Annotated in this window: 17 protein-coding genes and 1 tRNA gene; 13 read left to right on the top strand and 5 right to left on the bottom strand. The window is 68.0% G+C overall.

The features are described 5' to 3' along the window. The first annotated feature begins 50 nt into the window (after positions 1–50). From G6N28_RS16570 to G6N28_RS27290, 3 genes are all read left to right on the top strand, one after another. The gene (locus G6N28_RS16570) at positions 51–3320 is read left to right on the top strand and encodes a BTAD domain-containing putative transcriptional regulator (protein ID WP_163902078.1); all 3270 of its coding nucleotides are present in this window, start codon (positions 51–53) and stop codon (positions 3318–3320) included. A 102-nt stretch (positions 3321–3422) separates the two neighbouring features. Beyond that, positions 3423–3866 carry a hypothetical protein gene (locus G6N28_RS16565; RefSeq protein ID WP_163902076.1) on the top strand — a complete coding sequence of 148 codons (444 nt, stop codon included), beginning with the start codon at positions 3423–3425 and terminating at the stop codon, positions 3864–3866. Positions 3867–4061: 195 nt separating this feature from the next. Beyond that, on the top strand, positions 4062–5612 hold the full coding sequence (locus G6N28_RS27290) for a PGRS repeat-containing protein (protein WP_220097461.1): 1551 nt from the start codon (positions 4062–4064) through the stop codon (positions 5610–5612). A gap of 32 nt (positions 5613–5644) precedes the next feature. Here the strand turns inward: G6N28_RS27290 and mfd are convergent, their stop codons facing one another. Beyond that, positions 5645–9295, bottom strand: coding sequence for a transcription-repair coupling factor (mfd, locus tag G6N28_RS16555; protein WP_163902074.1), 3651 nt, complete (start codon positions 9293–9295; stop codon positions 5645–5647). 109 nt (positions 9296–9404) lie between these two features. Continuing rightward, a complete protein-coding gene (locus G6N28_RS16550) occupies positions 9405–10010 on the bottom strand; it encodes a TetR/AcrR family transcriptional regulator (protein WP_163906330.1) in 606 nt (201 codons plus the stop codon). Positions 10011–10096: 86 nt separating this feature from the next. Between G6N28_RS16550 and G6N28_RS16545 the strand changes: the two genes are divergently transcribed. The 8 genes from G6N28_RS16545 (at position 10097) to pth (ending at position 16095) form a co-directional block, all read left to right on the top strand. After that, a tRNA-Gln gene (locus tag G6N28_RS16545) sits at positions 10097–10168 on the top strand. 83 nt (positions 10169–10251) lie between these two features. Continuing rightward, on the top strand, positions 10252–11715 hold the full coding sequence (gene glmU / locus G6N28_RS16540; RefSeq protein ID WP_163902072.1) for a bifunctional UDP-N-acetylglucosamine diphosphorylase/glucosamine-1-phosphate N-acetyltransferase GlmU: 1464 nt from the start codon (positions 10252–10254) through the stop codon (positions 11713–11715). A gap of 87 nt (positions 11716–11802) precedes the next feature. Continuing rightward, a complete protein-coding gene (locus tag G6N28_RS16535; protein WP_163902070.1) occupies positions 11803–12783 on the top strand; it encodes a ribose-phosphate diphosphokinase in 981 nt (326 codons plus the stop codon). Further along, the gene (gene arsC, locus G6N28_RS16530) at positions 12784–13128 is read left to right on the top strand and encodes an arsenate reductase (glutaredoxin) (RefSeq protein WP_163902068.1); all 345 of its coding nucleotides are present in this window, start codon (positions 12784–12786) and stop codon (positions 13126–13128) included. 29 nt (positions 13129–13157) lie between these two features. Continuing rightward, positions 13158–13802 carry an LpqN/LpqT family lipoprotein gene (locus G6N28_RS16525; RefSeq protein WP_163906329.1) on the top strand — a complete coding sequence of 215 codons (645 nt, stop codon included), beginning with the start codon at positions 13158–13160 and terminating at the stop codon, positions 13800–13802. 16 nt (positions 13803–13818) lie between these two features. Further along, positions 13819–14712 (top strand): oxidoreductase, encoded by an 894-nt coding sequence (locus G6N28_RS16520; RefSeq protein ID WP_163902065.1) that lies wholly within the window; start codon positions 13819–13821, stop codon positions 14710–14712. A gap of 135 nt (positions 14713–14847) precedes the next feature. Continuing rightward, entirely contained in the window at positions 14848–15507 is a 660-nt protein-coding gene (locus G6N28_RS16515) for a 50S ribosomal protein L25/general stress protein Ctc (RefSeq protein WP_163902063.1), read from the top strand. A 6-nt stretch (positions 15508–15513) separates the two neighbouring features. Next, complete coding sequence (gene pth, locus G6N28_RS16510) at positions 15514–16095, top strand: aminoacyl-tRNA hydrolase (RefSeq protein WP_163902061.1); 582 nt, start codon at positions 15514–15516, stop codon at positions 16093–16095. A gap of 81 nt (positions 16096–16176) precedes the next feature. On the opposite strand, the gene G6N28_RS16505 is transcribed toward pth, so the two are convergent. From G6N28_RS16505 to G6N28_RS16495, 3 genes are all read right to left on the bottom strand, one after another. Next, entirely contained in the window at positions 16177–17208 is a 1032-nt protein-coding gene (locus G6N28_RS16505) for a 4Fe-4S binding protein (protein WP_407664971.1), read from the bottom strand. Positions 17209–17272: 64 nt separating this feature from the next. Continuing rightward, entirely contained in the window at positions 17273–18442 is a 1170-nt protein-coding gene (locus G6N28_RS16500; protein ID WP_235674599.1) for an Rv3169 family protein, read from the bottom strand. A 14-nt stretch (positions 18443–18456) separates the two neighbouring features. Next, entirely contained in the window at positions 18457–19362 is a 906-nt protein-coding gene (locus G6N28_RS16495) for a metal-dependent hydrolase (protein WP_163902057.1), read from the bottom strand. 127 nt (positions 19363–19489) lie between these two features. Here G6N28_RS16495 and G6N28_RS16490 point away from each other — a divergent pair, with 127 nt between their 5' ends. Beyond that, positions 19490–20056, top strand: coding sequence for a TetR/AcrR family transcriptional regulator (locus tag G6N28_RS16490; RefSeq protein WP_163902055.1), 567 nt, complete (start codon positions 19490–19492; stop codon positions 20054–20056). 50 nt (positions 20057–20106) lie between these two features. Further along, the gene (locus G6N28_RS16485) at positions 20107–21153 is read left to right on the top strand and encodes a phosphotransferase family protein (protein ID WP_163902053.1); all 1047 of its coding nucleotides are present in this window, start codon (positions 20107–20109) and stop codon (positions 21151–21153) included. Positions 21154–21258 lie beyond the last annotated feature (105 nt).

Raw genomic sequence — 21258 nt, 5'->3', positions numbered from 1 at the left:
TCGCGGCTCAATGTGTCCCGCCGAGCCCCGGTCGCGGATACGCTGACCTGGTGAAACCGCGGCGCGCCGACGCCGTAGCCGGGCAGCCCTTCTTCGGCATCCTCGGTCCCCTCACCGCGGGCGTCGACGGTGGACGGCTGCTCGACATCGGCAGCAGGAAGCAGCGCGAACTGCTGGCCGTGCTGCTGCTTCACCTGAACGCACTCGTTCCGGCCGGCCGGATCGCGGACGCGATATGGCACGGCGAACCACCGGCAAGTGCCGATGTCACCCTGCGCACCCATGTCTCACACCTGCGTTCGCGACTGGCGAGCGTCGGGGCGCAGGATGTGCTGGTCACCCGGTCGGCGGGCTACGGTTTGTTCGTCGATCCCGACCACGTCGACGCGGCGCGTTTCGAGCACCTGCTCGGAGCCGGCCGAGAGGCGTTGGAGCGAGGTGAAACCGAGCGCGCCCAAACGCTGCTCACCGATGCGTTGGAGTTGTGGCGCGGACCGGTGCTCGACGACCTGGCCGAAGCGGAATTCGTCAAGACCGAAGCGGCCCGCCTCGAGGAACTTCGCCTGGTCGCACTCGAACAACGCGTCGACGCCGAACTCGCGCTGGGCAGGCATCACGCTGTGGTCGCCGATCTCGAACGCCTGGTGGTCGCCAATCCGTACCGGGAACAGCTGCACTGCCGGCTCATGCTCGCGCTCTACCGGTCGGGCCGACAAGCCGACGCACTACGGGTGAGTGCATCGGTGCGCGCTCGGCTGATCGACGAGCTCGGCGTCGACCCCGGCCCCGCGCTGCGCGACCTCGAAACCGCCATCCTGCGCCACGACCAGTCGTTGCTTCTTCCCGCGCCCGCACCGCGACCTGTCACCGCACCGCCTGCCGCGACGACCAAGTACCGGCCCCCGGCATCGCCTCGCCGGCTGGTCGAGCGCGCTCGGCTGACCGACACATTGCGCGGGGGCGGCGGCCGGAGGCTGACGGTGATCCGCGGGCCTGCGGGATTCGGGAAGACGACGCTCGCCGCGCAGTGGCGCGAGGTGCTCGTGGCCGACGGCGTCACCGTCGCCTGGCTGACCACCGACGACGACGACAACGACGTCGTCTGGTTTCTCGCACACCTGATCGACGCGGTCCGCACGGTAAAGCCAGATGTCGGCGCCGAACTGCGCGCAACACTCGAAGAGCATGGCGCTGCGGCGACGCGCTTCGTGCTGGCGACGCTGATCAACGACATCGACCGGGGTGCTAACCGCTTCTGCGTGATCATCGACGATTGGCACCGGATCACCGATGCTCCGACCATCGAGGCGATGGCCTACCTGATCGACAATTGTCCTTCCCACCTTCAGCTCGTGGTGGCGACCCGAACGGGGGACGGCCTACCGCTGAGTAGAGCGCGGGTGCGTGACCAGCTGGTCGAGATCGACAGTGCTGCTTTGCGTTTCGATAACCATGAGGCGCGCACCTTCCTCGTGGACGTGCACGGGCTCGCTCTCGACGATTCGGATGTGGCGGCCCTGGAACGAACGACCGACGGGTGGGCGGCGGGCCTGCAGCTGGCGTCGTTGTCGCTGCGCGACTGCGACGATCCTGCCGAGCTCATCAACCGGATGTCAGGTCGTCATCACGCGATAGCTCAGTACCTGGCCGAGAACGTGCTCGATTCGCTCGACCCGGCGACACTCGATTTCCTGTTGGCCACCTCGGTCACCGAACGGATCTGCGGCGAGTTGGCGTCGGCGCTGGCGGGTGTCGATCACGGGCAGGTACTTCTCGAGCAAGTGGAGAGCCGGGATCTGTTCCTGCGCCGGCTCGATGACGAGCGTGAATGGTTTCGCTACCACCACCTGTTCGCCGATTTTCTGCGCCGTCGGCTGGTGCGTGACCATCCCGACCGCATCATCGGCCTGCATGCCGCCGCGTCTCGATGGTTCGCCGAACACGACATGCTGCACGAGGCGATCAACCATGCGATGGCGGCGCGCGACGAAGACCGCGCCATCGAGCTGTTGGAGCTGCACGGCATCGACCTCTTTCAGCACGCGCAACTGTCCACGTTGCGTGCTTTGGTGTCGAAGCTGCCGTCGCGCATCGTGTCACTCAGCCCCAGGATTCAACTCGCCATGGCGTGCGGGCACATGTTGTTGCAGCAGCGCACTGCCGCGCATGCCGCGCTGGATGCCTTCGAGTCAGCAGCGGCGAAGCGGGCACAATCGGCGGCGGAGCGCCACGGTATGCGGTTGGAAGCCAATGTCTTTCGCGCCATGGTGGAGACGTGGACGGATCACCTCGCGGGTGTCGACGAGATGTTGGAGGAGTGCCTGGCCAAGCCGGACGCCATGCCGCCGGTTCTGGTGGGCATGGCGGCCAACGTCGCGACCTTCCTTGACGTTTGCCGATTCGACTTCACGGCCGCGCGCATGCGGCAGGAGTGGGCCTACCCCTACCACGACAGCCCGTTCAACCTGATCTGCGGACATTCCCTGGCGGGCCGTGCAGCTCACGAAGAACTCGAGGTCGCCGAGGCCGAACATCACTGCCGTGAAGCACTAAGCGTGGCACAACAATTCGGCGCCAGACAGTCGCACGCCGCCGCCCTTGCTCAGGCACTGCTGGCTGAGTTGTTGTATGAACGCGGTGACGTCGACGGCGCCGAACGGTTCCTCGACGAGTGCACCGTCCTGGGGTCGCAAGGCGGCGAAGCCGCGACCATCATCGCGCGCCATGTGATCGGTGCGCGCATCAAGTCACTGCGCGGTGACCGGCGGGGCGCCGCGGCATGCCTGGACGACGGCGCTCGCATCGCGGCGACGATCAGGCTTCCCCGGTTGCGCGCACATATGGAAAACGAGCGTGTGCGCCTGAATCTTGCTGGTGAGGATTGGCGGGGCGACGCTTGGCGAGCCGAGCCGCTGCCGGACGGCGGGCTGGGCGAGATCACCGCACAAATCCGTGACGAGGCCGAAATTCGTGCGCAGCTCACGGGCCAACCCGACCGCGCCTGCGACCGTGCCCAAGCCTGGGTGGAACGAGTTGCCGGACAACGTCGTCCGCGCGCGCTGCTGCAGGCGAATCGGCTGCTCGTGGCCGCGCTGACCGCGGCAGGCCGACACGACGAGGCCAAGCACCTGCTGACCGTGATCACCGCACAATGTGCCGAGCGCGGGATGGTCCGCTATCTCCTCGACGGCGGTGACTCCGTGATCGCGTTACTGACCGCGTTGCGCGACGACATGCGCAGCGGTCATTGGCAGCCTGCGTGGGCGCCCGTGCCGAGTGCCTTCCTCGACGCGGTGGTAGCCGCCACGCAGGGCACCTGAACGCACGCATCAATTCCGCCTCAACGGATCCTCAACGCCCGTTCGGGATCGTCGATGCCGGGTCGGACAGAGGCGCGAGCCATCACTTCAGGAGAAGAGAACATGAATCACCATCACGTGCGCAATCGGCGCATATACCAGTGGGCCTACGCGGTCGGCGCAGTCGCGATCGCGTCGGCGGTCGGTGTGTTCGTCCAGCCCGCGACCGCAGTGGCTGAATGGGATATCGGCACTTACGACAGCTGCTTGAAGAAGGCGGACGCAAGAAACAAGTCCGGTCAAACCGATTCCCTTGAGTGGTATGAGGAGACCGTTCAATGCTGCCAGTCTTCGGGTGGGGAACACACCGGGGGAAAGTGCACCGCACCGCCGGCGACGGCTCAACAGTGGCCGCAAGGACCTTTGGGGCAGCTGCCCGGTACGGGTCCGGCCGCCCAAGTGCCGAATGCGCCGCAATCGCCTCTGGGACAGGTGCCCGGCGCGGGCCAGGCCACCCAGACGCCGACCACGCCGCCGCCCCGGATGGGCACCCTCAACCTGCCCTGACCGCGGTTGGATCGGCCGGATCCCGCCACCGGGGTCCGGCCGATTTCGTCACACCCCCGTGCGTTGGGGCCGCCGCGCAGGGCCTGAAGACGCTTCGTACCGCGCTCAATTCCGTCTCAACGGATCCTCAACGCCCGTTCGGGATCGTCGATCCGACAGGGCCGTGAGCCATGACATCAGGAGAAGAAGATGAACATGCATCACCATCGCGTGCGCAATCGGCGCAGCTACCAGTGGGAACTGAGATACCCGGCCCACGGCGCGAGGTTCGTCGGCCGGGTTGGGGCACTGGCCACCGTCCTCGGTGTCGGGCTGGCCATCACCCCGGCCGCGGCCGCGCCGCAGGACGCGCCTGCCCCACCGCATGTCCGGGTCCCGGCGGCCACCGCCTCGGTGCCGATGTCGCCGTCGGCGCGCCTTCTCAACCACGCCGTCTCGACGGCGCCCACCCTGCGGTTGCCGGCGCAGAAACCCACCACGGCCACCCCGGCCCCTGCGTCGATCCGGCCGGCACCGGCAGCCGCGTTCGTCGCGGGCTCCGTCACCCAAACACCTTCTCGCGCTTCGGTGATCGAGGATCGTGGCGCCATGCTGTTCGAACCGACCACCCTGAGCCGATCCGAATCCCCGGTGTCCGCGGGTGCGACCAAAACCGCCTACGGTGACGTGTCGATTGACGCGGCGGTCGTTCTGGCCGCGCTGTCCACACCCGACGGCGCGTTCCTCGGGTTGATCGGTCCCGGTGGGCTGCTGATCGGCAACGGCCTCGATGGCGCGCCGGGTCAAGACGGCGGCAACGGCGGGCTGCTGTTCGGCAACGGCGGCAAAGGCGGCGACGGCGCGGCGGGCCAGGTCGGCGGCAACGGCGGCAACGCCGGGCTCTTCGGTAACGGCGGCGCCGGCGGTAACGGCGCCGAGGGAAAGGCCGGTGGCCACGGCGGCAACGGCGGGGCCGTGATGGGCGACGGCGGGGCCGGCGGCACCGGCGGCAGCACATCGATCGGTGACGGTAGGCAGGCCGGCGGCAACGGCGGCAACGCCGGACTGCTCGGCAACGGCGGGCGGGGCGGTGCCGCGGGCGCCGCGGCTACCAGCTCCAATGACCGAGTCGATGGCGGTACTGGCGGCCACGGCGGCAGCGGCGGCATGCTGGCCGGCGACGGCGGCAACGGCGGCAACGGCGGCGCCGCGACCGGCGGCGGCTTCGTGGTCGCAGGCAATGCCGGTAACGGGGGCAGCGCCGGGCTCACCGGCAACGGCGGCGACGGCGGCGACGGCGGCGACGCCGCCACCGGATCCACCGGCACCGCGTTCAGCGGTGAAGGCGGCCACGGTGGCCGCGCGATGCTCGTCGGCGCGGGCGGCGACGGCGGCAACGGCGGCACCGCCACCGGCACCGGCCAGAGCAGTGCCCTCGCATCCGGGGGAGGCAACGGGGGGAACGGCGGGGCGGTCAATGGCCGCGGTGGCGACGGCGGCAACGGCGGCGACGCCGCGAATGTCACGGGCTTGGCCAGGGCCAGCTCGGGCGGCAAGGGCGGCGCCGGCGGTTTCGGCAGTTCGGGCGGCAACGGCGGCAACGGCGGCAACGGCAAGACCACATCCGGCCGTGGCGAAGGCGGGCATGGCGGCGACGGCGGCGACGGCGGCACTCTCGGTACAGGCGGGAAGGGTGGCACCGGTGGCACCGGGACCGGCGCGAGCAGCAGCAACGGCACCAACGGATCAGACGGCGCCAACGGCTGAGCCTTCGCCACCCCGCACAGACCGCGGTCGGATCACACCCGTTCCGGCAGCGAGGTCAGATCGACGCTGCCTTTCGGCTTTCCGTCCAGGGCGAGCAGCAGGTCGGCGACGAACTGCACCAGTTCAAGATCACGGATGCGGGGCGCGCCGACACCCTCACCGGCGCGCGGGATCGGGACCTGCACGGTCGACGTCGTCGCGCGGTAGCGTGCGCTGGGCTGTATCCGCTTGAGCCGCAGCTGCTGTGAGTCCAGCAGCTGCAGCGGTGCCAGCCGCAGCGTCGTCTCCGACACCGAACTGACTTCGGTGATCCCGTAGTGGCGAAGCAGCAACCGCAACCGCGCGATCGCGACCAACCGCTGCGCGGGTGCGGGCAGCGGCCCGTACCGGTCGACCAGCTCGTCGACCACGGCGTCGACGGCGTCGTCGTCGCCGGCCGCCGCCAGCCGCCGGTAACCCTCCAGGCGCAGGCGGTCGCTACCGATGTAATCCGGCGGAAGATGCGCGTCGACCGGAAGATCGATCCGCACATCCTTCGGCTCTTCCTGGGTCGCAACGGTTTTCCCGTCCGCTGCCGCCCGGTACGCCTCGACCGCCTCGCCCACCAGCCGCACGTACAGGTCGAAACCGACGCCCGCGACGTGGCCCGACTGCTCCACGCCCAGCACGTTCCCGGCGCCGCGAATCTCGAGGTCCTTCATCGCCACGGCCATGCCCGCGCCCAACTCGTTGTTCTGCGCGATGGTGGCCAGCCGGTCGTAGGCGGTCTCGGTGAGCGGAACCTCCGGCGGATAAAGGAAATACGCGTAACCCCGTTCACGGCTGCGGCCCACCCGGCCCCTGAGCTGATGCAGCTGCGACAGCCCGAACGTGTCGGCACGCTCGACGATCAGCGTGTTGGCGTTGGAGATGTCCAGCCCGGTCTCGACGATCGTCGTGCACACCAGGATGTCGTAGTCGCGATTCCAGAACCCCTCGACCGTGCGTTCGAGAAGCTCCTCGGGCATCTGGCCGTGGGCGACGACGACACGTGCCTCGGGCACCAGGGCCTGCACCCGGGCCGCCGCCTGGTCGATGGAGCGCACCCGGTTGTGGATGTAGAACGCCTGCCCGTCGCGCAGCAGTTCACGCCGCAGCGCCGCGGCGATCTGCTTGTCGTCGTGCGGGCCGACGTAGGTCAGCACCGGGTAGCGCTCCTCGGGCGGGGTCAGAATCGTCGACATCTCCCGGATCCCGGCCAGGCTCATCTCCAGCGTGCGGGGAATCGGGGTGGCGCTCATGGTCAGCACGTCGACGTGAGTGCGCATCGACTTGATGTGTTCTTTGTGTTCGACGCCGAACCGCTGCTCCTCGTCGACGACGACCAGGCCCAGGTTCTTCCACGTCACCCCGGTCTGCAACAGCCGGTGCGTGCCGATCACGATGTCGACGCTGCCGTCCTTCATGCCGTCGAGCACGGCTTTGGATTCGGCCGGTGAGGTGAACCGCGACAGCCCTTTGACGGTGACCGGGAACCCGGCCATCCGGTCGGTGAACGTCTGCAGGTGCTGGTCGGCCAGCAGCGTGGTGGGCACCAGCACCGCCACCTGCTTGCCGTCCTGAACGGCCTTGAACGCCGCGCGCACCGCGATCTCGGTCTTGCCGTAGCCGACGTCGCCGCAGATCACCCGGTCCATCGGGATCGGCTTTTCCATGTCGGCCTTGACCTCGGTGATCGCGGTCAGCTGGTCGACGGTCTCGGTGAAGCCGAACGCGTCCTCCATCTCGGCCTGCCACGGGGTGTCCGGGGCGAACGCGTGCCCCGCGGAGGCCTGCCGCTTCGCGTAGAGCGCCACCAGTTCCTGCGCGATCTCGGCGACGGCCCGGCGGGCCTTGGTCTTGGTGTTGGCCCAGTCGCTGCCGCCCAGCCGGCTCAGCGTCGGGGCCTCCCCGCCCACGTAGCGGGACAGCTGATCCAGCGAGTCCGTCGGCACGTAGAGCTTGTCGGTGCCGTCTTTTCCGGCACCCCGGCGCCCCGACGCGTACTCCAGCACCAGGTACTCGCGGCGGGCCCCGCCGACGACGCGTTCGGTCATCTCGAGGAACCGACCGATGCCGTGCTGGTCGTGCACCACCAGGTCGCCGGCCGTCAACGCCAGCGGATCCACCACGTTGCGGCGCTTGGCGGCCAGCCGCTTGCCCTGGGTCGTCGCGACCCGGCTGCCGGTCAGGTCGGCCTCGGTGATCACCACCAGGTTGGCGCCCGGCACCACCACCCCGTCGTGCAGCGGGCCCTTCAGCACCCCGACGACACCTTCCTTGGGTGCGGCGCCGGGTTCGAAAAGCGCTGCGGGCGTGTCGGATTCGCGTAACTGCTCGACGACGCGCTGCGCGGTGCCGGTGCCGGGCGTGACGACGGCCGCGTAGCCCCCGGTCGCCACGTGCGCGCGCAGCATCGCGAAGATCTCGCCGATGCTCGCTTGTGAACCGCGGGCCGACGGGGCGGGCCGGATGTCGACTTCGAGCGCGGCCTCATCGGAGAGCTGGCTCAGCGTCCACCACGGGTGCCCGCCCTCGGTGGCGGCGGTGCGGGCGTCGTCGATCTCGATGAAACCCGACGCGCCCAGCGCCTCCAGGTCGATCGGGGCCCCGCCGCCGATCGCCGCCGTGGACCACGACGCCTCGAGGAACTCGCGGCCGGTCTTGATCAGGTCGGCGGCCCGGGTGCGGACCTTCTCGGGGTCGCAGATCAGCAGCGGGGTGCCCGCCGGCAGGTGCGCGGGCAGGGTGACGAGATCGGTCTTGCGCAGCAGCGGCAGCAGCGCCTCCATGCCGTCGACCGGGATGCCGTCGGCGAGCTTGGCCAGCATGTCGGGGACGCTGCCGGTGAGGTGGTTGTCCTGGACGGGATGTTGGGCGGACAGCGCGGCGGCGCGCTGCCGCACGTCGTCGGTGAGCAGTAGCTCGCGACAGGGCACCGCGATCACGGTGTCGATGCTGATCTCGGGGATCGAGCGCTGGTCGGCGACCGCGAACATCCGCATCTCAGAGACCTCGTCGCCCCAGAACTCGATGCGCACCGGATGCTCGGCGGTGGGTGGGAAGACGTCGAGAATGCCGCCGCGCACGGCGAACTCGCCGCGCTTGCCGACCATGTCCACCCGCTCGTAGGCCAGCTCGACGAGGCGTTCGACGATGTCTTCGAACTCCGCCTCCTCCCCGACCGTCAGCGTCACCGGCGCCCACTCTTCTAGGTCGCCCGGTCCCTGCGCCATCGGCTGCAGCAGCGACCGCGCGGTGGTGACCACCACGCGCAGCGGCGGGCCGAGGCGGGCGTCGTCGGGGTGCTTGAGCCGTCGCAGCACCATCATCCGGGCGCCGACCGTGTCGACGCCCGGGGACAGCCGCTCGTGCGGCAGCGTCTCCCAGGACGGAAACATCGCGACCTGGTCGCCGTGGACACCGCGCAGCTCGGCGGTCAGGTCGTCGGCTTCGCGGCCGGTGGCGGTGACCACGAGCAGCGGGCCGGCCTGCGCCAGCGCGCACGCGACGAACAGCCGGGCGTTGGCCGGGCCGACCAGGTGGAGATCGGTGGGTTCATCGGCGGCGCGGCGGGCGACCTCCTTCAGCGAAGGGTCGCGTAACGCCAGCTCGACGAGCCCCGCGATCGGGGTTTGGACAGAGGTGTGCCCCGATACGGTCATGATCCATCCATCGTATGCACGCGCCCTCAGGCTTGCCCAAACGTCCCTTTGGGCGGGAAAGTGCGAGTGGATTTCGCCAGTACGTCGATTTCGGCGAAACGTTCGAGGGCTATTCGTCGAGCAGTTGCGGGTCGTGCTCCAGATGCATCAGCCCGTTCCAGCACAGGTTCACCAAGTGCGCGGCCACGACCTCCTTCTTGGGCTCGCGCACATCCAGCCACCACTGCGCGGTCATCGACACCGAGCCGACCAAGGCCTGCGCGTACAGCGGGGCCATCTCCGGATCCAGCCCGCGCCGGGAGAAGTCGCCGGCCAGGATCGATGACACCTGGTTGACGGCCTCGTTGAGCAGCGTGGAGTAGGTGCCGCCCGACGTGATGGCCGCCGGCGAGTCGCGGATCAGGATGCGAAACCCGTCGGTGCGCTCGTCGACGTAGGTCAGCAGCGCCAACGCGACACGCTCGATACGCAGCCGAGAGCGGTTGTTGGTCATCTTGGTCAACGACGACGTGATGCCGTCCAGCAACGCCGACATCTCGCGGTCGACCACCACCGCGTACAGCCCTTCTTTGCCGCCGAAATGCTCATAGACCACGGGCTTGGAGACGTTGGCTCGCTGCGCGATCTCCTCGATGGAGGTGCCCTCGTACCCGCGTTCAGCGAACAGCGAACGCGCGACGTCGATCAGCTGATGCCGCCGCTCGGCGCCGGTCATCCGGGCGCGCGGCGGGCGCACCTCTTTCTCGAAAGCGGCCACGGTAGTCAGGCTAGTTGGTTCGACTAGCATCACGAGGTGATCGATCCGTCGTGGTGTAATCGGCAGCACATCTGATTTTGGTTCAGATAGTTCAGGTTCGAGTCCTGGCGACGGAGCATTTGGTCGCGGCTGTGCACTTTCATACGGTTTGGTCGGCGTGTCGCGTATGAAGCCGCACAATCGATAGGCAGGAGGCCGGATGACGGCAACTACCGAGGCCGCGGTGGTCGTTCTGGCGGCCGGCGCCGGCACCCGGATGCGCTCCGACACCCCCAAGGTGTTGCACACCCTGGCCGGCCGCAGCATGCTGGCCCACGCGCTGCACGCGGTGGCCAAGGTGGCGCCGCAACACCTGGTCGTCGTGCTCGGTTACGACCGTGACCGGGTCACGCCGGCGGTCGAACAGCTCGCGACCGACCTCGGCCGCACCATCGACATCGCGGTGCAGGACCAGCAGCTGGGCACCGGCCACGCGGTGGCCTGCGGGCTGACCGCGCTGCCCGAGGACTTCGCCGGCACCGTCGTGGTGACCTCGGGCGACGTGCCGCTGCTGGACGCCGACACGCTGGCCGACCTGATCGCCACCCACGGCGCCGAGCCCGCCGCGGCGACCGTGCTCACCACCACGCTGCCCGACCCGACCGGCTACGGCCGGATCCTACGCACCCCGGAAAGTGCGGGTGCGGATCTGCTGAGCATCGTCGAACAGGCCGACGCCAGCCCGTCACAGCTGGCCATCGACGAGGTCAACGCCGGGGTCTACGCGTTCGACATCGCCGCGCTGCGCTCGGCGCTGAGTCGGCTGAGCTCCGACAACGCCCAGCAGGAGCAGTACCTCACCGACGTCATCTCGATCGTCCGCTCCGACGGGCACGTGGTGCGGGCCAAACACATCGACGACGCCACCCTGGTCGCCGGCGTCAACGACAGGGTGCAGCTGGCCGAGCTCGGCGCCGAGCTCAACCGGCGCATCGTCGCCGCCCACCAACGCGCCGGGGTGACGGTCGTCGACCCGGCCACCACATGGGTGGACGTCGACGTCACGATCGGCCGCGACACCGTCGTCTACCCCGGCACCCAGTTGCTCGGCGGCACCCGCATCGGCGCGAACTGCCAGATCGGCCCGGACACCACGCTGACCGACGTCACCGTCGGCGACCACGCCACCGTCGTGCGCACTCACGGGGGGCAGTCCGTCATCGGCGACGGCGCCGCGGTCGGCCCGTTCGCCTATCTGCGTCCGGGCACCGTGCTCGGCGCCGACGGCAAGCTCGGCGCGTTCGTCGAGGCCAAGAACTCGACCATCGGCGCGGGCACCAAGGTGCCGCACCTGACCTACGTCGGCGACGCCGACATCGGCGAGCACAGCAACATCGGGGCGTCCAGCGTGTTCGTCAACTACGACGGCGAGAACAAGAACCGCACGACCATTGGCTCCCACGTGCGCACCGGGTCGGACACCATGTTCATCGCCCCGGTCACCGTCGGCGACGGCGCCTACACCGGGGCGGGCACCGTCGTACGCGAGGACGTGCCGCCGGGCGCGCTCGCGATCTCGGCGGGCCCGCAGCGCAACATCGAGGGCTGGGTGGCGCGCAAACGGCCGGGCAGCGCCGCGGCGCGGGCCGCTGAAAAGGCGCAAGCCGAGGCCGACGAGCAGTAGCTGTTCGTTTTCTGGCAACCCGGCAACCGAACGCCGGAAACGCTACGTACGATTGGTCCGTATCCGTCCCCGACCGGCGAGGGCACTGTGGGCACCGAGTGGACCGACAACCGCAAAAATCTGATGCTCTTCGCGGGTCGCGCGCACCCCGAACTGGCCGAACAGGTGGCCAAGGAGCTCGACGTTCCAGTCACCGCGCAGACTGCTCGCGACTTCGCCAACGGCGAGATCTTCGTCCGCTTCGATGAATCGGTGCGCGGCTGCGACGCGTTCGTGCTGCAGTCGCATCCCGATCCGCTCAACAAGTGGCTGATGGAACAGCTGATCATGCTCGATGCGCTCAAGCGCGGCAGCGCCAAGCGCATCACGGCGATCCTGCCGTTCTACCCCTACGCCCGCCAGGACAAGAAGCACCGCGGCCGTGAGCCGATCTCGGCGCGGCTGGTCGCCGACCTGCTCAAGACCGCGGGCGCCGATCGGATCGTCACCGTCGACCTGCACACCGACCAGATCCAGGGATTCTTCGACGGGCCGGTGGACCACATGCGGGCGCAGAACCTGCTCACCGGCTACATCGCGGAGAACTATCCGTGCGAGAACATGGTCGTGGTCTCACCTGACTCCGGCCGGGTGCGCGTCGCCGAGAAATGGGCCGACTCGTTGGGCGGCGTGCCGCTGGCGTTCATCCACAAGACGCGGGACCCGCGGGTGCCCAACCAGGTGGTGGCCAACCGGGTGGTCGGCGACGTCAAGGGCCGCACCTGCGTGCTGACCGACGACATGATCGACACCGGCGGCACCATCGCCGGGGCCGTGAAGCTGTTGCGCGACGAGGGCGCGGGCGACGTGATCATCGCCGCGACGCACGGCGTGCTTTCGGAGCCGGCGTCGCAGCGGCTGGCCGACTGCGGCGCGCGAGAGGTGATCGTCACCAACACCCTGCCGATCGGTGAGGAAAAGCAGTTCCCGCAGTTGACCGTGTTGTCGATCGCGCCGCTGCTGGCCAGCACCATCCGCGCGGTGTTCGAAAATGGTTCCGTCACAGGACTCTTCAACGGATCGGCATAAATGACAGACAGCACCATCTATCACAACCCACGCTGCTCGACATCACGCAAGACCCTGGAGTTGTTGCGCGAGAACGGGATCGAGCCGACGGTGGTCCAGTACCTCAAGACGCCGCCGTCGCGCGCGGATCTCGAGAAGATGATCCGCGACGCCGGCATCGACGTACGCACGGCGGTGCGCAAGAAGGAAGCGCTGTACGGCGAGCTCGGGCTCGCCGACGCCAGCGACGACGAACTGCTGGACGCGATGGTCGAACACCCGATCCTCATCGAGCGACCGTTCGTCGTGACGCCGAAGGGCACCCGGCTCGCCCGACCGATAGACGCGGTACGCGAGATTCTGTGACGGCACGTCGCTGCGTGGCGGCGGCCGCGATGGTGATTGTCGCCGCATCGGGATGCGGTACGGAACCGCCTGACTACCAATCCCTTTGGACGACGTCCACCACCACCACGGCACCGCAGAATTCCGAGCCGCCGGTGCCGATCGCGATGTATCTCGAGCAGGCCGGCGTCGTCGGGACCCCGGTGGCGCCCGAAAAGCTCACCGATTTGACGGTGACGTTCCCGACGCCGCCCGGCTGGGGGCCCTACGTCAACACGAACCTGTCGCCGATGACGCGGGTGATCGCCAAGGGCGAGACGTATCCGACCGCGATGCTGATGGTGTTTCGGCTCACCGGCGACTTCAACGTCGAGGAGGCGATCACCGAGCACGGCTACGCCGACGCCGAACTGTCGGAGAACTTCAAACGGCTCAATGCCTCCGCCGACGATTTCAAGGGCTTCCCGTCGGCGATGATCGAGGGCAGCTACGACCTCAACGGCCGGCGCATGCACAGCTACAACCGCATCGTCATCGCCACCGGCGCCCCGCCGGCCAACGAGCGCTACCTCATCCAGTTCACCGTCACCGGATACGCGGAGAAGGCGGCAGAGGAGGCACCGGACATGGAAACCCTCATCGGCGGCTTCGACGTCACCGTCCCCAAAGCACCGCCGCCCACCCCGCCGCGTTAGCCGTTAAGGTCGGGGCATGAGTTGGACCGCCGCCGATCTGCCCTCCTTCGCCGGACGCACCGTCATCGTCACCGGCGCCAACAGCGGGCTCGGCTTGGTCACCGCGCGCGAGCTCGCCCGCGTCGGCGCCAAGACGATCCTGGCCGTCCGCAACACCGCCAAGGGTGACGAGGCCGCCGCGACCATGACCGGGCCCGGGTTCGGGCCGGTCGAAGTGCGCAAGCTCGACCTGCAGGACCTAGCCTCGGTGCGCGCGTTCGCCGACGGCTTTTCCGGGTCGGGGGACGGCGTCGACGTGCTGGTCAACAACGCCGGCATCATGGCGGTGCCGTACGCGCTGACCGTCGACGGTTTCGAAAGCCAGATCGGCACCAACCACCTCGGCCACTTCGCGCTGACGAACCTGCTGCTGCCCAAGATCACCGAACGCGTCGTCACGGTGTCGTCGATGATGCACCTGATCGGCCGGATCAACCTCAAGGACCTGAACTGGAAGGCCCGCCCGTACCTGGCCTGGCCCGCCTACGGCCAGTCGAAGCTGGCCAACCTGCTGTTCACCAAGGAACTGCAGCGACGCCTTGACGCGGCGGGCTCCCCGATCAAGGCGATCACCGCGCACCCGGGCTACTCCGCGACGAACCTGCAGGGCCAGACGGGCAACCCGGTGGGCACACCGATCTGGCTGGCGGCCAACCGGATCTTCGCCACCCCGGCGGATTTCGGCGCGCGCCAGACGCTGTACGCGGTGTCGCAAGACCTGCCGGGTGACACCTTCGTCGGGCCGCGGTTCGGCAGCCGGGGGCCGACAGGGCCGACGAACCTGCGCAGCCCGCTGGCGCGGAGCGCCACGACCGCCGGCGCGCTGTGGGAACTGTCCGAGCAGCTCACAGACACCAAGTTCGACCTCTGATTTGGGCTGTCGGCGCTGACTGCGCTACCCTCGACGGCGCGTCACGGCGAGGGTGGTTTCGGCCACCGTTATCGACGGGAGCCTTTTGAGGTTGCGACCCTGCCGTGCTCAGACACGACACAGGAGCAACATCTCATGGCAAAGAAGACCGTCAACAATCTGAAGGCTCAGGTCCGTCAACAGACCGGCAAGGGCGCCTCGCGACGCGCCCGCCGCAACGGCAACGTGCCCGCCGTGCTGTACGGCCACGGCAGCGACCCGCAGCACCTGGAGCTCAACGCCCACGACTTCGCCGCCGTGCTGCGGTATTCGGGCACCAACGCGGTGCTCACCCTCGACATCGACGGCAAGGAACAGCTGGCGCTGACCAAGGCGCTCGACATCCATCCGATCCGGCGCACCATCCAGCACGCCGACCTGCTGGTCGTGCGTCGCGGTGAGAAGGTGACCGTCGAGGTCAACGTCGTCGTCGAGGGCGAGGCGGCGCCGGGCACGCTGGTCACCCAGGAAACCAACGCGATCACCGTCGAGGCCGATGTGCAGTCGATCCCCGAGCAGCTCGTCGTCTCCGTCGAGGGCGCCGAGATCGGCACGCAGTTCACGGCCGGCTCGATCGAGCTGCCGTCCGGGGTCACCTTGGTCTCCGATCCCGAGATGCTGGTCGTCAACGTGGTCGCCGCGCCGACGGCCGAGGAGCTCGAAGCCGAGGCCGGTATCGCGCCGGAGGAAGGCGTCGAGCCCGAAGCCGAGGCCCCCGAGGCGGAGGCAGCCCCGGCGGCCGAAGAGTCCGAGTAGCCCGGCGTGGCCGAACCGTCCCAGCTGGTCGTCGGCCTCGGCAACCCGGGCCCGCGGTACGCCACCACGCGGCACAACCTCGGGTTCCTGGTCGCCGATATCTTGTCCGACCGCATCGGCGGGGCGTTCAAGGCGCACAAGAAGTCCGGCGCCGAGATCGTCACGGGCCAGCTCGGCGGCCGGCCGGTGATACTGGCCAAGCCGCGGTGCTACATGAACGAGTCGGGACGGCAGGTGGCGCCGCTGGCCAAGTTCTACTCGGTGCCGCCCGCCGGCATCGTGGTGATCCACGACGAGCTCGACATCGAGTTCGGCCGGATCCGGCTGAAGTTCGGCGGCGGCGTCGCAGGGCACAACGGGCTGCGTTCGGTGGCTCAAGCGTTGGGCAGCAGGGATTTCCACCGGGTCCGTATCGGTATCGGGCGCCCGCCCGGGCGCATGCAGGGTGCGGCCTACGTGCTGGGAACCTTCACCTCCGCCGAGTGGCGCGAGGTGCCGACGATCTGCGAACAAGCGGCCGACGCCGCCGAATTGCTTGTGTCCCAAGGGCTTGAGCCGGCACAGAACATCGTGCACGCCTGGGGCTGAGTTCCTTTGGGGCGAGCGTGCGTGTCTGAGGGCGACACGCCGACGTTTGCCGCGAGTTTGCGCACGCTCGCGGCGGGTTCCTCAGAGGCCGCTAATCCCGCTGTCGACAACCTTGACGTGCTTGTGCGGGAACCGACGCTCGGCGTGCTCCTTGGCCGCGGAGTTCGGCAGGACGTAGAGGGTCTCCTTCTTCTCCTGCAGCGGCTTGAGCACCAGATCCATGAATGCCTTGCGGTTGTCGAGGTACGGCTCGATGACCTCTTCGCCCGCCGGGCACACCGCAAGGCAGTAGGCCGCCTTGTAGTTCGCCTTGAACGACAGGCTCTGCCACATGGATGCGTTCTCGGAATCGCTGACGCGGGAACGGAACTCCGCGGCGTCCGCGCTGTCGGCGATCGTCTGCGCCCAGTCGGTGAACCCGCCCATGAACTCGCGGTAGTTGTGCACCGAGCACGCGACGAAGTCGAAATCGCCGTCCTTCTTGACCGCACCGACGGGGCAGGCCGCGACACACAACTTGCACTCCAGGCACGGTGAGTAGTCAAGCGGCTCACCGTAACTGGATATCGGCGCGGCGACCAGCACGGTGCCCAGCAGGACGAAGTTACCGAACCGCGGGTGGATCACGTTACGGTGGATGCCCATCACGCCGTTGCCCGCGGCCACCGCGATCGGCTTGTGCGCCACCACCCAGATGCGGCCGGGAAAGCGATCCATCTCCATCGGAAACGACATCGACGGGTTGATCGCCCGGTAGCCGGCATCCTGAAGGGTGCGGGTAATGCGATGGGCCGCCTCGTTCATGATCTCGCCACTGCGGTGAAACTCCTGGTTGGCCACGCTGCGGGCGGTCGACCGGACGTTGTCACGGTTCATCTTCACAACCAGCGACGCATAGCTCAGCGCGCCGGGCAGTGCGGCCTCGGCATACTCGCGCTCCGAGGCCAGCGTCGGGTCGTCGACCCGGGCGAATGCGACGTCGTCGGCGCCGGCGTCCAGGCATACCTTGCGCAGCCAATCGGCGTCGATGACGCCGGGCTTGACGGCCGGGCGTGACCTCACCTTGCGTACGGTCGGGTGCTCGGCCAGCCTGGCGGAACGGTTCAGCATCATGCTGGGTATAGTACACAATACTCAGTTGGATCACGAACGGGATCCGCACCGCCATCAGGCGTGGTTACAGAAACGAGTTCTGCGCGGTCAGGCCGCGTTCGGGGAACTCTCCCAGCGCGAAGGTCTCGGCGTTGCCGAGCCCCGTGCCACCGCCGACGGGGTCGTCGACGCGCACCAGCAGATCGCGCAACTGATGCAGTTGCCGGGCATTCTCGGGTGTGTCGCAGTCGGCCACGTGGTTGCCCTCGACCTTGAGCTCGCCCACCCACTGGCCGTACACCCAGTCGTTCCAGCCGTAGTAGCCCGCGGTGCCCAGATGAAAGCCCGTCGGCCCGGCGGCACTGACGGTCAGTGGCCGCCTCGTGCCGTCGGCGTCGATCAGCGTCACGGTGCCGTGGGTGAACCTGCGGTTGTCGTCCTGGAAGTGCATGTCCTGCTCGACGGAGACGAATCGGTGTGAGGTGCCGTCATCGTTCTGTTGTTCTGCCTGGCAACGGATTTCGAGGAAGCCGTCGCCGCGCTCCTCCTGGTACATGACGAACAGCGAATAGCTCGACCCGTCGGGCCTCGTCATCGTCATCGGCAGCCACGTCATGAACATCTGCTTGATCCTGCGCCCGCCGCGTGGCAGCCCGGGTATCGGCTTGCCGACGCCCGGGCGCAGCCCCCAGGAGTGGTCCCGAATGGAAATCCACTCGTCGGAGGTGATTTCGGTGCGACGGCCGTCGAGCTCCACCCACCCTGAAGCGACGCCGATCTGGTGGTACCGCAGGACGTTGTGGGTGACGCGGTAGCCGTCGGGGCTGCGGTCCGGCCACGGATCCTCGAGCGCGGCATCGAACTTGCCCCGCAGCTCGACGTCGAAAGCGATCGGCGCGTGCTCGTTTGCATCCAGGCTGATCCGCACGGCACGCAACGGCTCGACCACCCGGTAGTGGATCGGCCCGACGTCGGTCGCGGCGGGATCGGACGAGAGCCGCCGCCCAGCCCGCACGGTCCACTGCTCGGTGCCGCGGCACACCCCGGCAGCCCCGTCGAAAACGCCTCGGTTGGTGTACTTTCCGACGCCGAGCACCACCTGCAGCGAGTTGTCACGGGCGTGGGCGATGGTCCAGATCTTCTCCGTCCACGACGGATCGGATTGGCTCACGGTGGCGAATGTGTCGACGATCTGGTGGGTGAGCAGTTCGTCCTCGGGCACCAGGGCGCCGTAGTTCGTCGACAGCAATGACATACCTTTCTGCGGGCTCAGCGGCGACTTGCGGCGAACGTCGTCATGTCGGTTCCGCGCTCGTACTCGCGCATCCAGGTGTCGGCCCAGTCGGGCAGCGGCTGGTCGGCCGGGTTGTGATAGGGGGCCTGCGACAACGCGAGCCGCCACAACATCCTCACCAGATCGCCGGTGGGCACCGTGCCGAAGATGGTCGGCGCCCCGGCGCGCTTGCGGCCCAGCCGCTGTTTGAGTTCGCCGGTCAGGAAGTCACCCGACAACAACTCGCGGGTGCTGGCGCCGCGCTCCTCGAAGGGCACGATCTCGTCGAACGCCACCGCGATCGCGTCGGCGATCGCATGCACATGGCTGAAGGTGCGCCGGACGTGCTTTGTTCTGGACCACGGGTGCGGGTTGACGTGGTTGCACAGGATCAATCCCGAGCTGCGGTGTTCGATCTCCTCGACGAAATGCCACATCATCAATGAGGCGACCCGGGGATCTCCCCCGCCGAACAGCGAATTCCGGTTGTCCAGAATGACTTTGAACAGCGGCGTAAATGTGGCCTCGAGGTTGGCGATGTAGGCGAGGTGGAATTCGACGGGCGCTTCGGCAAGTAACGTGTCATAGGACGCGCAGGCGTCGGTGTAGCACTGTTCGAGGCCTGGATAGCGCTGGATCAACGCGAGCATGTGCTTGCGGTGTGCAGCGGCGTGCTGGGCCTCCTGCCTCAGAAACGCCTCGGCCTCGGCAGCGACACCCGCGTCCTCGTTGAGCCGGTCCGCCGCCATCCGCACGGCGCTGACGATGTACCGCTCGAACGGCACCGCGATGAACGTGAACGCGTTGCAGAACAGGCCGAACTGGGGGTTGGCGGGCTGCCAGAGAAACGGCACCGCGGCATCGAAGTCCCATGCGATCTTGCGGACCACGATCCCTGTCATCAGCCGCAACCCTTCCACCGTGGGGCCTGACATGAGGCTTCAGAAGGTCTGCCCAAACGGGTACTGACGCTCGGGCATAGACTGGCGTTAGTGTGACATTTACACCCCTGAATGTAAAGGGAAGCAGATGGCCGCGTCCGCGCTCGAGACCGAGCAGTCGACACGTCGACGGATCCTCGCCGCCACCTTCGTCGTGCTCGCCCGCGACGGACGCCGAAAGCTTCAACTTTCCGACGTGGCAGCCGAAGCCAACGTGTCAAGACCCACGGTCTATCGACACTTCGGCTCCAAGGAGGGCCTGCTCGAAGCGTTCGGCCTCTACGAGCAGGACAATTTCGACGCCGGCGTCGCCGCGGCCATCGCGGGCCTGACCGGCCCGGATCGGCTCGACGCGGCGCTGCGCTTCATCGTCGAGTTTCAGCGCACCTACTCGCTGGGCTCGCTGGCCGAGGTCGAGCCCGAACACGTGCTGCACCAGATGAAGCGGGTTCTGCCGATCATGCACGAACGGATCGCGCGCATCATTCCCGGCGACAACAACGACGTCGCCGCGGCGGCGGTCGTGCGGATCGCGGTATGCCACTACATGATCGACGGCGCCAGCTCCGAGCAGTTCCTGGCCGAACTCCGGCACGCCGCGGGCCTGGAACCCACCAGGAGGCGCCAGCCACGCCCGCGCGCTGCCGCCGGCTGACGCCATCGCCGACGCTTTACATCAGGGTGGTGCTGTGTAACTCTTCTTCCATGGCAGGCATCACCCTGGCACAGCGCGACCTGAACACCACCCGCGAGCAGATGCAGGCGTGGTTCGAGCACCGGTTCGGGGGTCCGGCGGTGCTGTCGGAGTTGCGCCCCGCCAACCGCGCGGCAGGGTGGTCGAGCGAAAGCCTGGTGTTCGGCGTCGACGCCGGCGAGCGTTCAGGCGAGTACGTGATCCGGATACCCCCGTCGGGAGGCGGGATCTTCCCGGAGTACGACCTCGACGCGCAGTGTCGAACGCAGGAATTGCTGCACGAGCATGGGATCGCCACACCGTCGCCCATCGTGTACGAACCCGACGATGCGTGGATCGGTTCGAAATTCCTTGTGATGCCGCGTATTGTCGGACACACGCCGTCGGATACGACGTATGCGGTCCGCGGCTGGCTTCACGACGCGGGGCCGGCCGTGCAACGGCGGGTCCACGATTCGTTTCTCGACACGCTGGTGCGGCTGCACCGGGCGCCCGTCGACGACGCACCCTGGCTGGCCCGGCCGCAGGGCATCGGGCTCGCCGCCGAGGTGAGCTGGTGGCAAGACTACGTCGATTGGGGAACAGGCGGTCGCGTACCCGACGTCATGGCCGAGGCGTTCGAGTGGCTGATCCGTCACCAGCCCGGCCCGACAACGGATCTGAGTATCTGCTGGGGTGATGCCCGGTTGTCGAACGCCATCTTCGACGATTCCGGCGAACTCGTCGGCGCGCTGGACTGGGAGCAGGCGTGCATCTGCCCGGCCGAGGCCGACATCGCGTGGTGGCTGGCCACCCGCAAGCAGATGCTGGAAGTCCACGGCCTCGACCTCGACCCCGAGCTCGAGGGCTTCGACACCCGGGAGCACGTGGTCCGCCGCTACGAGGAGATGCTCGGCAGGCCGTTGGAGAACCTCGACTGGTACGAGATCTTCGCGATGGTTCGCATGGGCTGCTGCATCCTGCGCACGCAGGTGTTGTTGCGCCTGACAGGGCAATCCGATCATTTCCTGACCAGGGCGCCGATCATGCCTGCCTGGGCGCTAGCCGCGATCAGCTGACACCTCTCCGTGTCTTGGTGCCCAAAGAGACGTTTGGGCGGGAAGGTGCGAGTGGTTCTCGACCAAACGTTGATCTCGGACCGTGCTGTTACTGAGATCACCAAG

Source organism: Mycolicibacterium pulveris (assembly GCF_010725725.1).
Classification (GTDB): domain Bacteria; phylum Actinomycetota; class Actinomycetes; order Mycobacteriales; family Mycobacteriaceae; genus Mycobacterium; species Mycobacterium pulveris.
Note: the sequence above shows the minus strand (reverse complement) of the source record. Positions and strands in the feature narration are given on the sequence as shown.

What these genes read in the sequence shown, in the direction of transcription:
- G6N28_RS16565 (WP_163902076.1), top strand. Translation starts at nt 3,423, where the DNA reads ATGAATCACCATCACGTGCGCAATCGGCGCATATACCAGTGGGCCTAC.
- G6N28_RS27290 (WP_220097461.1), top strand. Translation starts at nt 4,062, where the DNA reads ATGCATCACCATCGCGTGCGCAATCGGCGCAGCTACCAGTGGGAACTG.
- mfd (WP_163902074.1), bottom strand. Translation starts at nt 9,295, where the DNA reads ATGACCGTATCGGGGCACACCTCTGTCCAAACCCCGATCGCGGGGCTC.
- G6N28_RS16550 (WP_163906330.1), bottom strand. Translation starts at nt 10,010, where the DNA reads ATGACCGGCGCCGAGCGGCGGCATCAGCTGATCGACGTCGCGCGTTCG.
- glmU (WP_163902072.1), top strand. Translation starts at nt 10,252, where the DNA reads ATGACGGCAACTACCGAGGCCGCGGTGGTCGTTCTGGCGGCCGGCGCC.
- arsC (WP_163902068.1), top strand. Translation starts at nt 12,784, where the DNA reads ATGACAGACAGCACCATCTATCACAACCCACGCTGCTCGACATCACGC.
- G6N28_RS16525 (WP_163906329.1), top strand. Translation starts at nt 13,158, where the DNA reads ATGGTGATTGTCGCCGCATCGGGATGCGGTACGGAACCGCCTGACTAC.
- G6N28_RS16520 (WP_163902065.1), top strand. Translation starts at nt 13,819, where the DNA reads ATGAGTTGGACCGCCGCCGATCTGCCCTCCTTCGCCGGACGCACCGTC.
- G6N28_RS16515 (WP_163902063.1), top strand. Translation starts at nt 14,848, where the DNA reads ATGGCAAAGAAGACCGTCAACAATCTGAAGGCTCAGGTCCGTCAACAG.
- G6N28_RS16505 (WP_407664971.1), bottom strand. Translation starts at nt 17,208, where the DNA reads ATGATGCTGAACCGTTCCGCCAGGCTGGCCGAGCACCCGACCGTACGC.
- G6N28_RS16500 (WP_235674599.1), bottom strand. Translation starts at nt 18,442, where the DNA reads ATGTCATTGCTGTCGACGAACTACGGCGCCCTGGTGCCCGAGGACGAA.
- G6N28_RS16495 (WP_163902057.1), bottom strand. Translation starts at nt 19,362, where the DNA reads ATGACAGGGATCGTGGTCCGCAAGATCGCATGGGACTTCGATGCCGCG.
- G6N28_RS16490 (WP_163902055.1), top strand. Translation starts at nt 19,490, where the DNA reads ATGGCCGCGTCCGCGCTCGAGACCGAGCAGTCGACACGTCGACGGATC.
- G6N28_RS16485 (WP_163902053.1), top strand. Translation starts at nt 20,107, where the DNA reads ATGGCAGGCATCACCCTGGCACAGCGCGACCTGAACACCACCCGCGAG.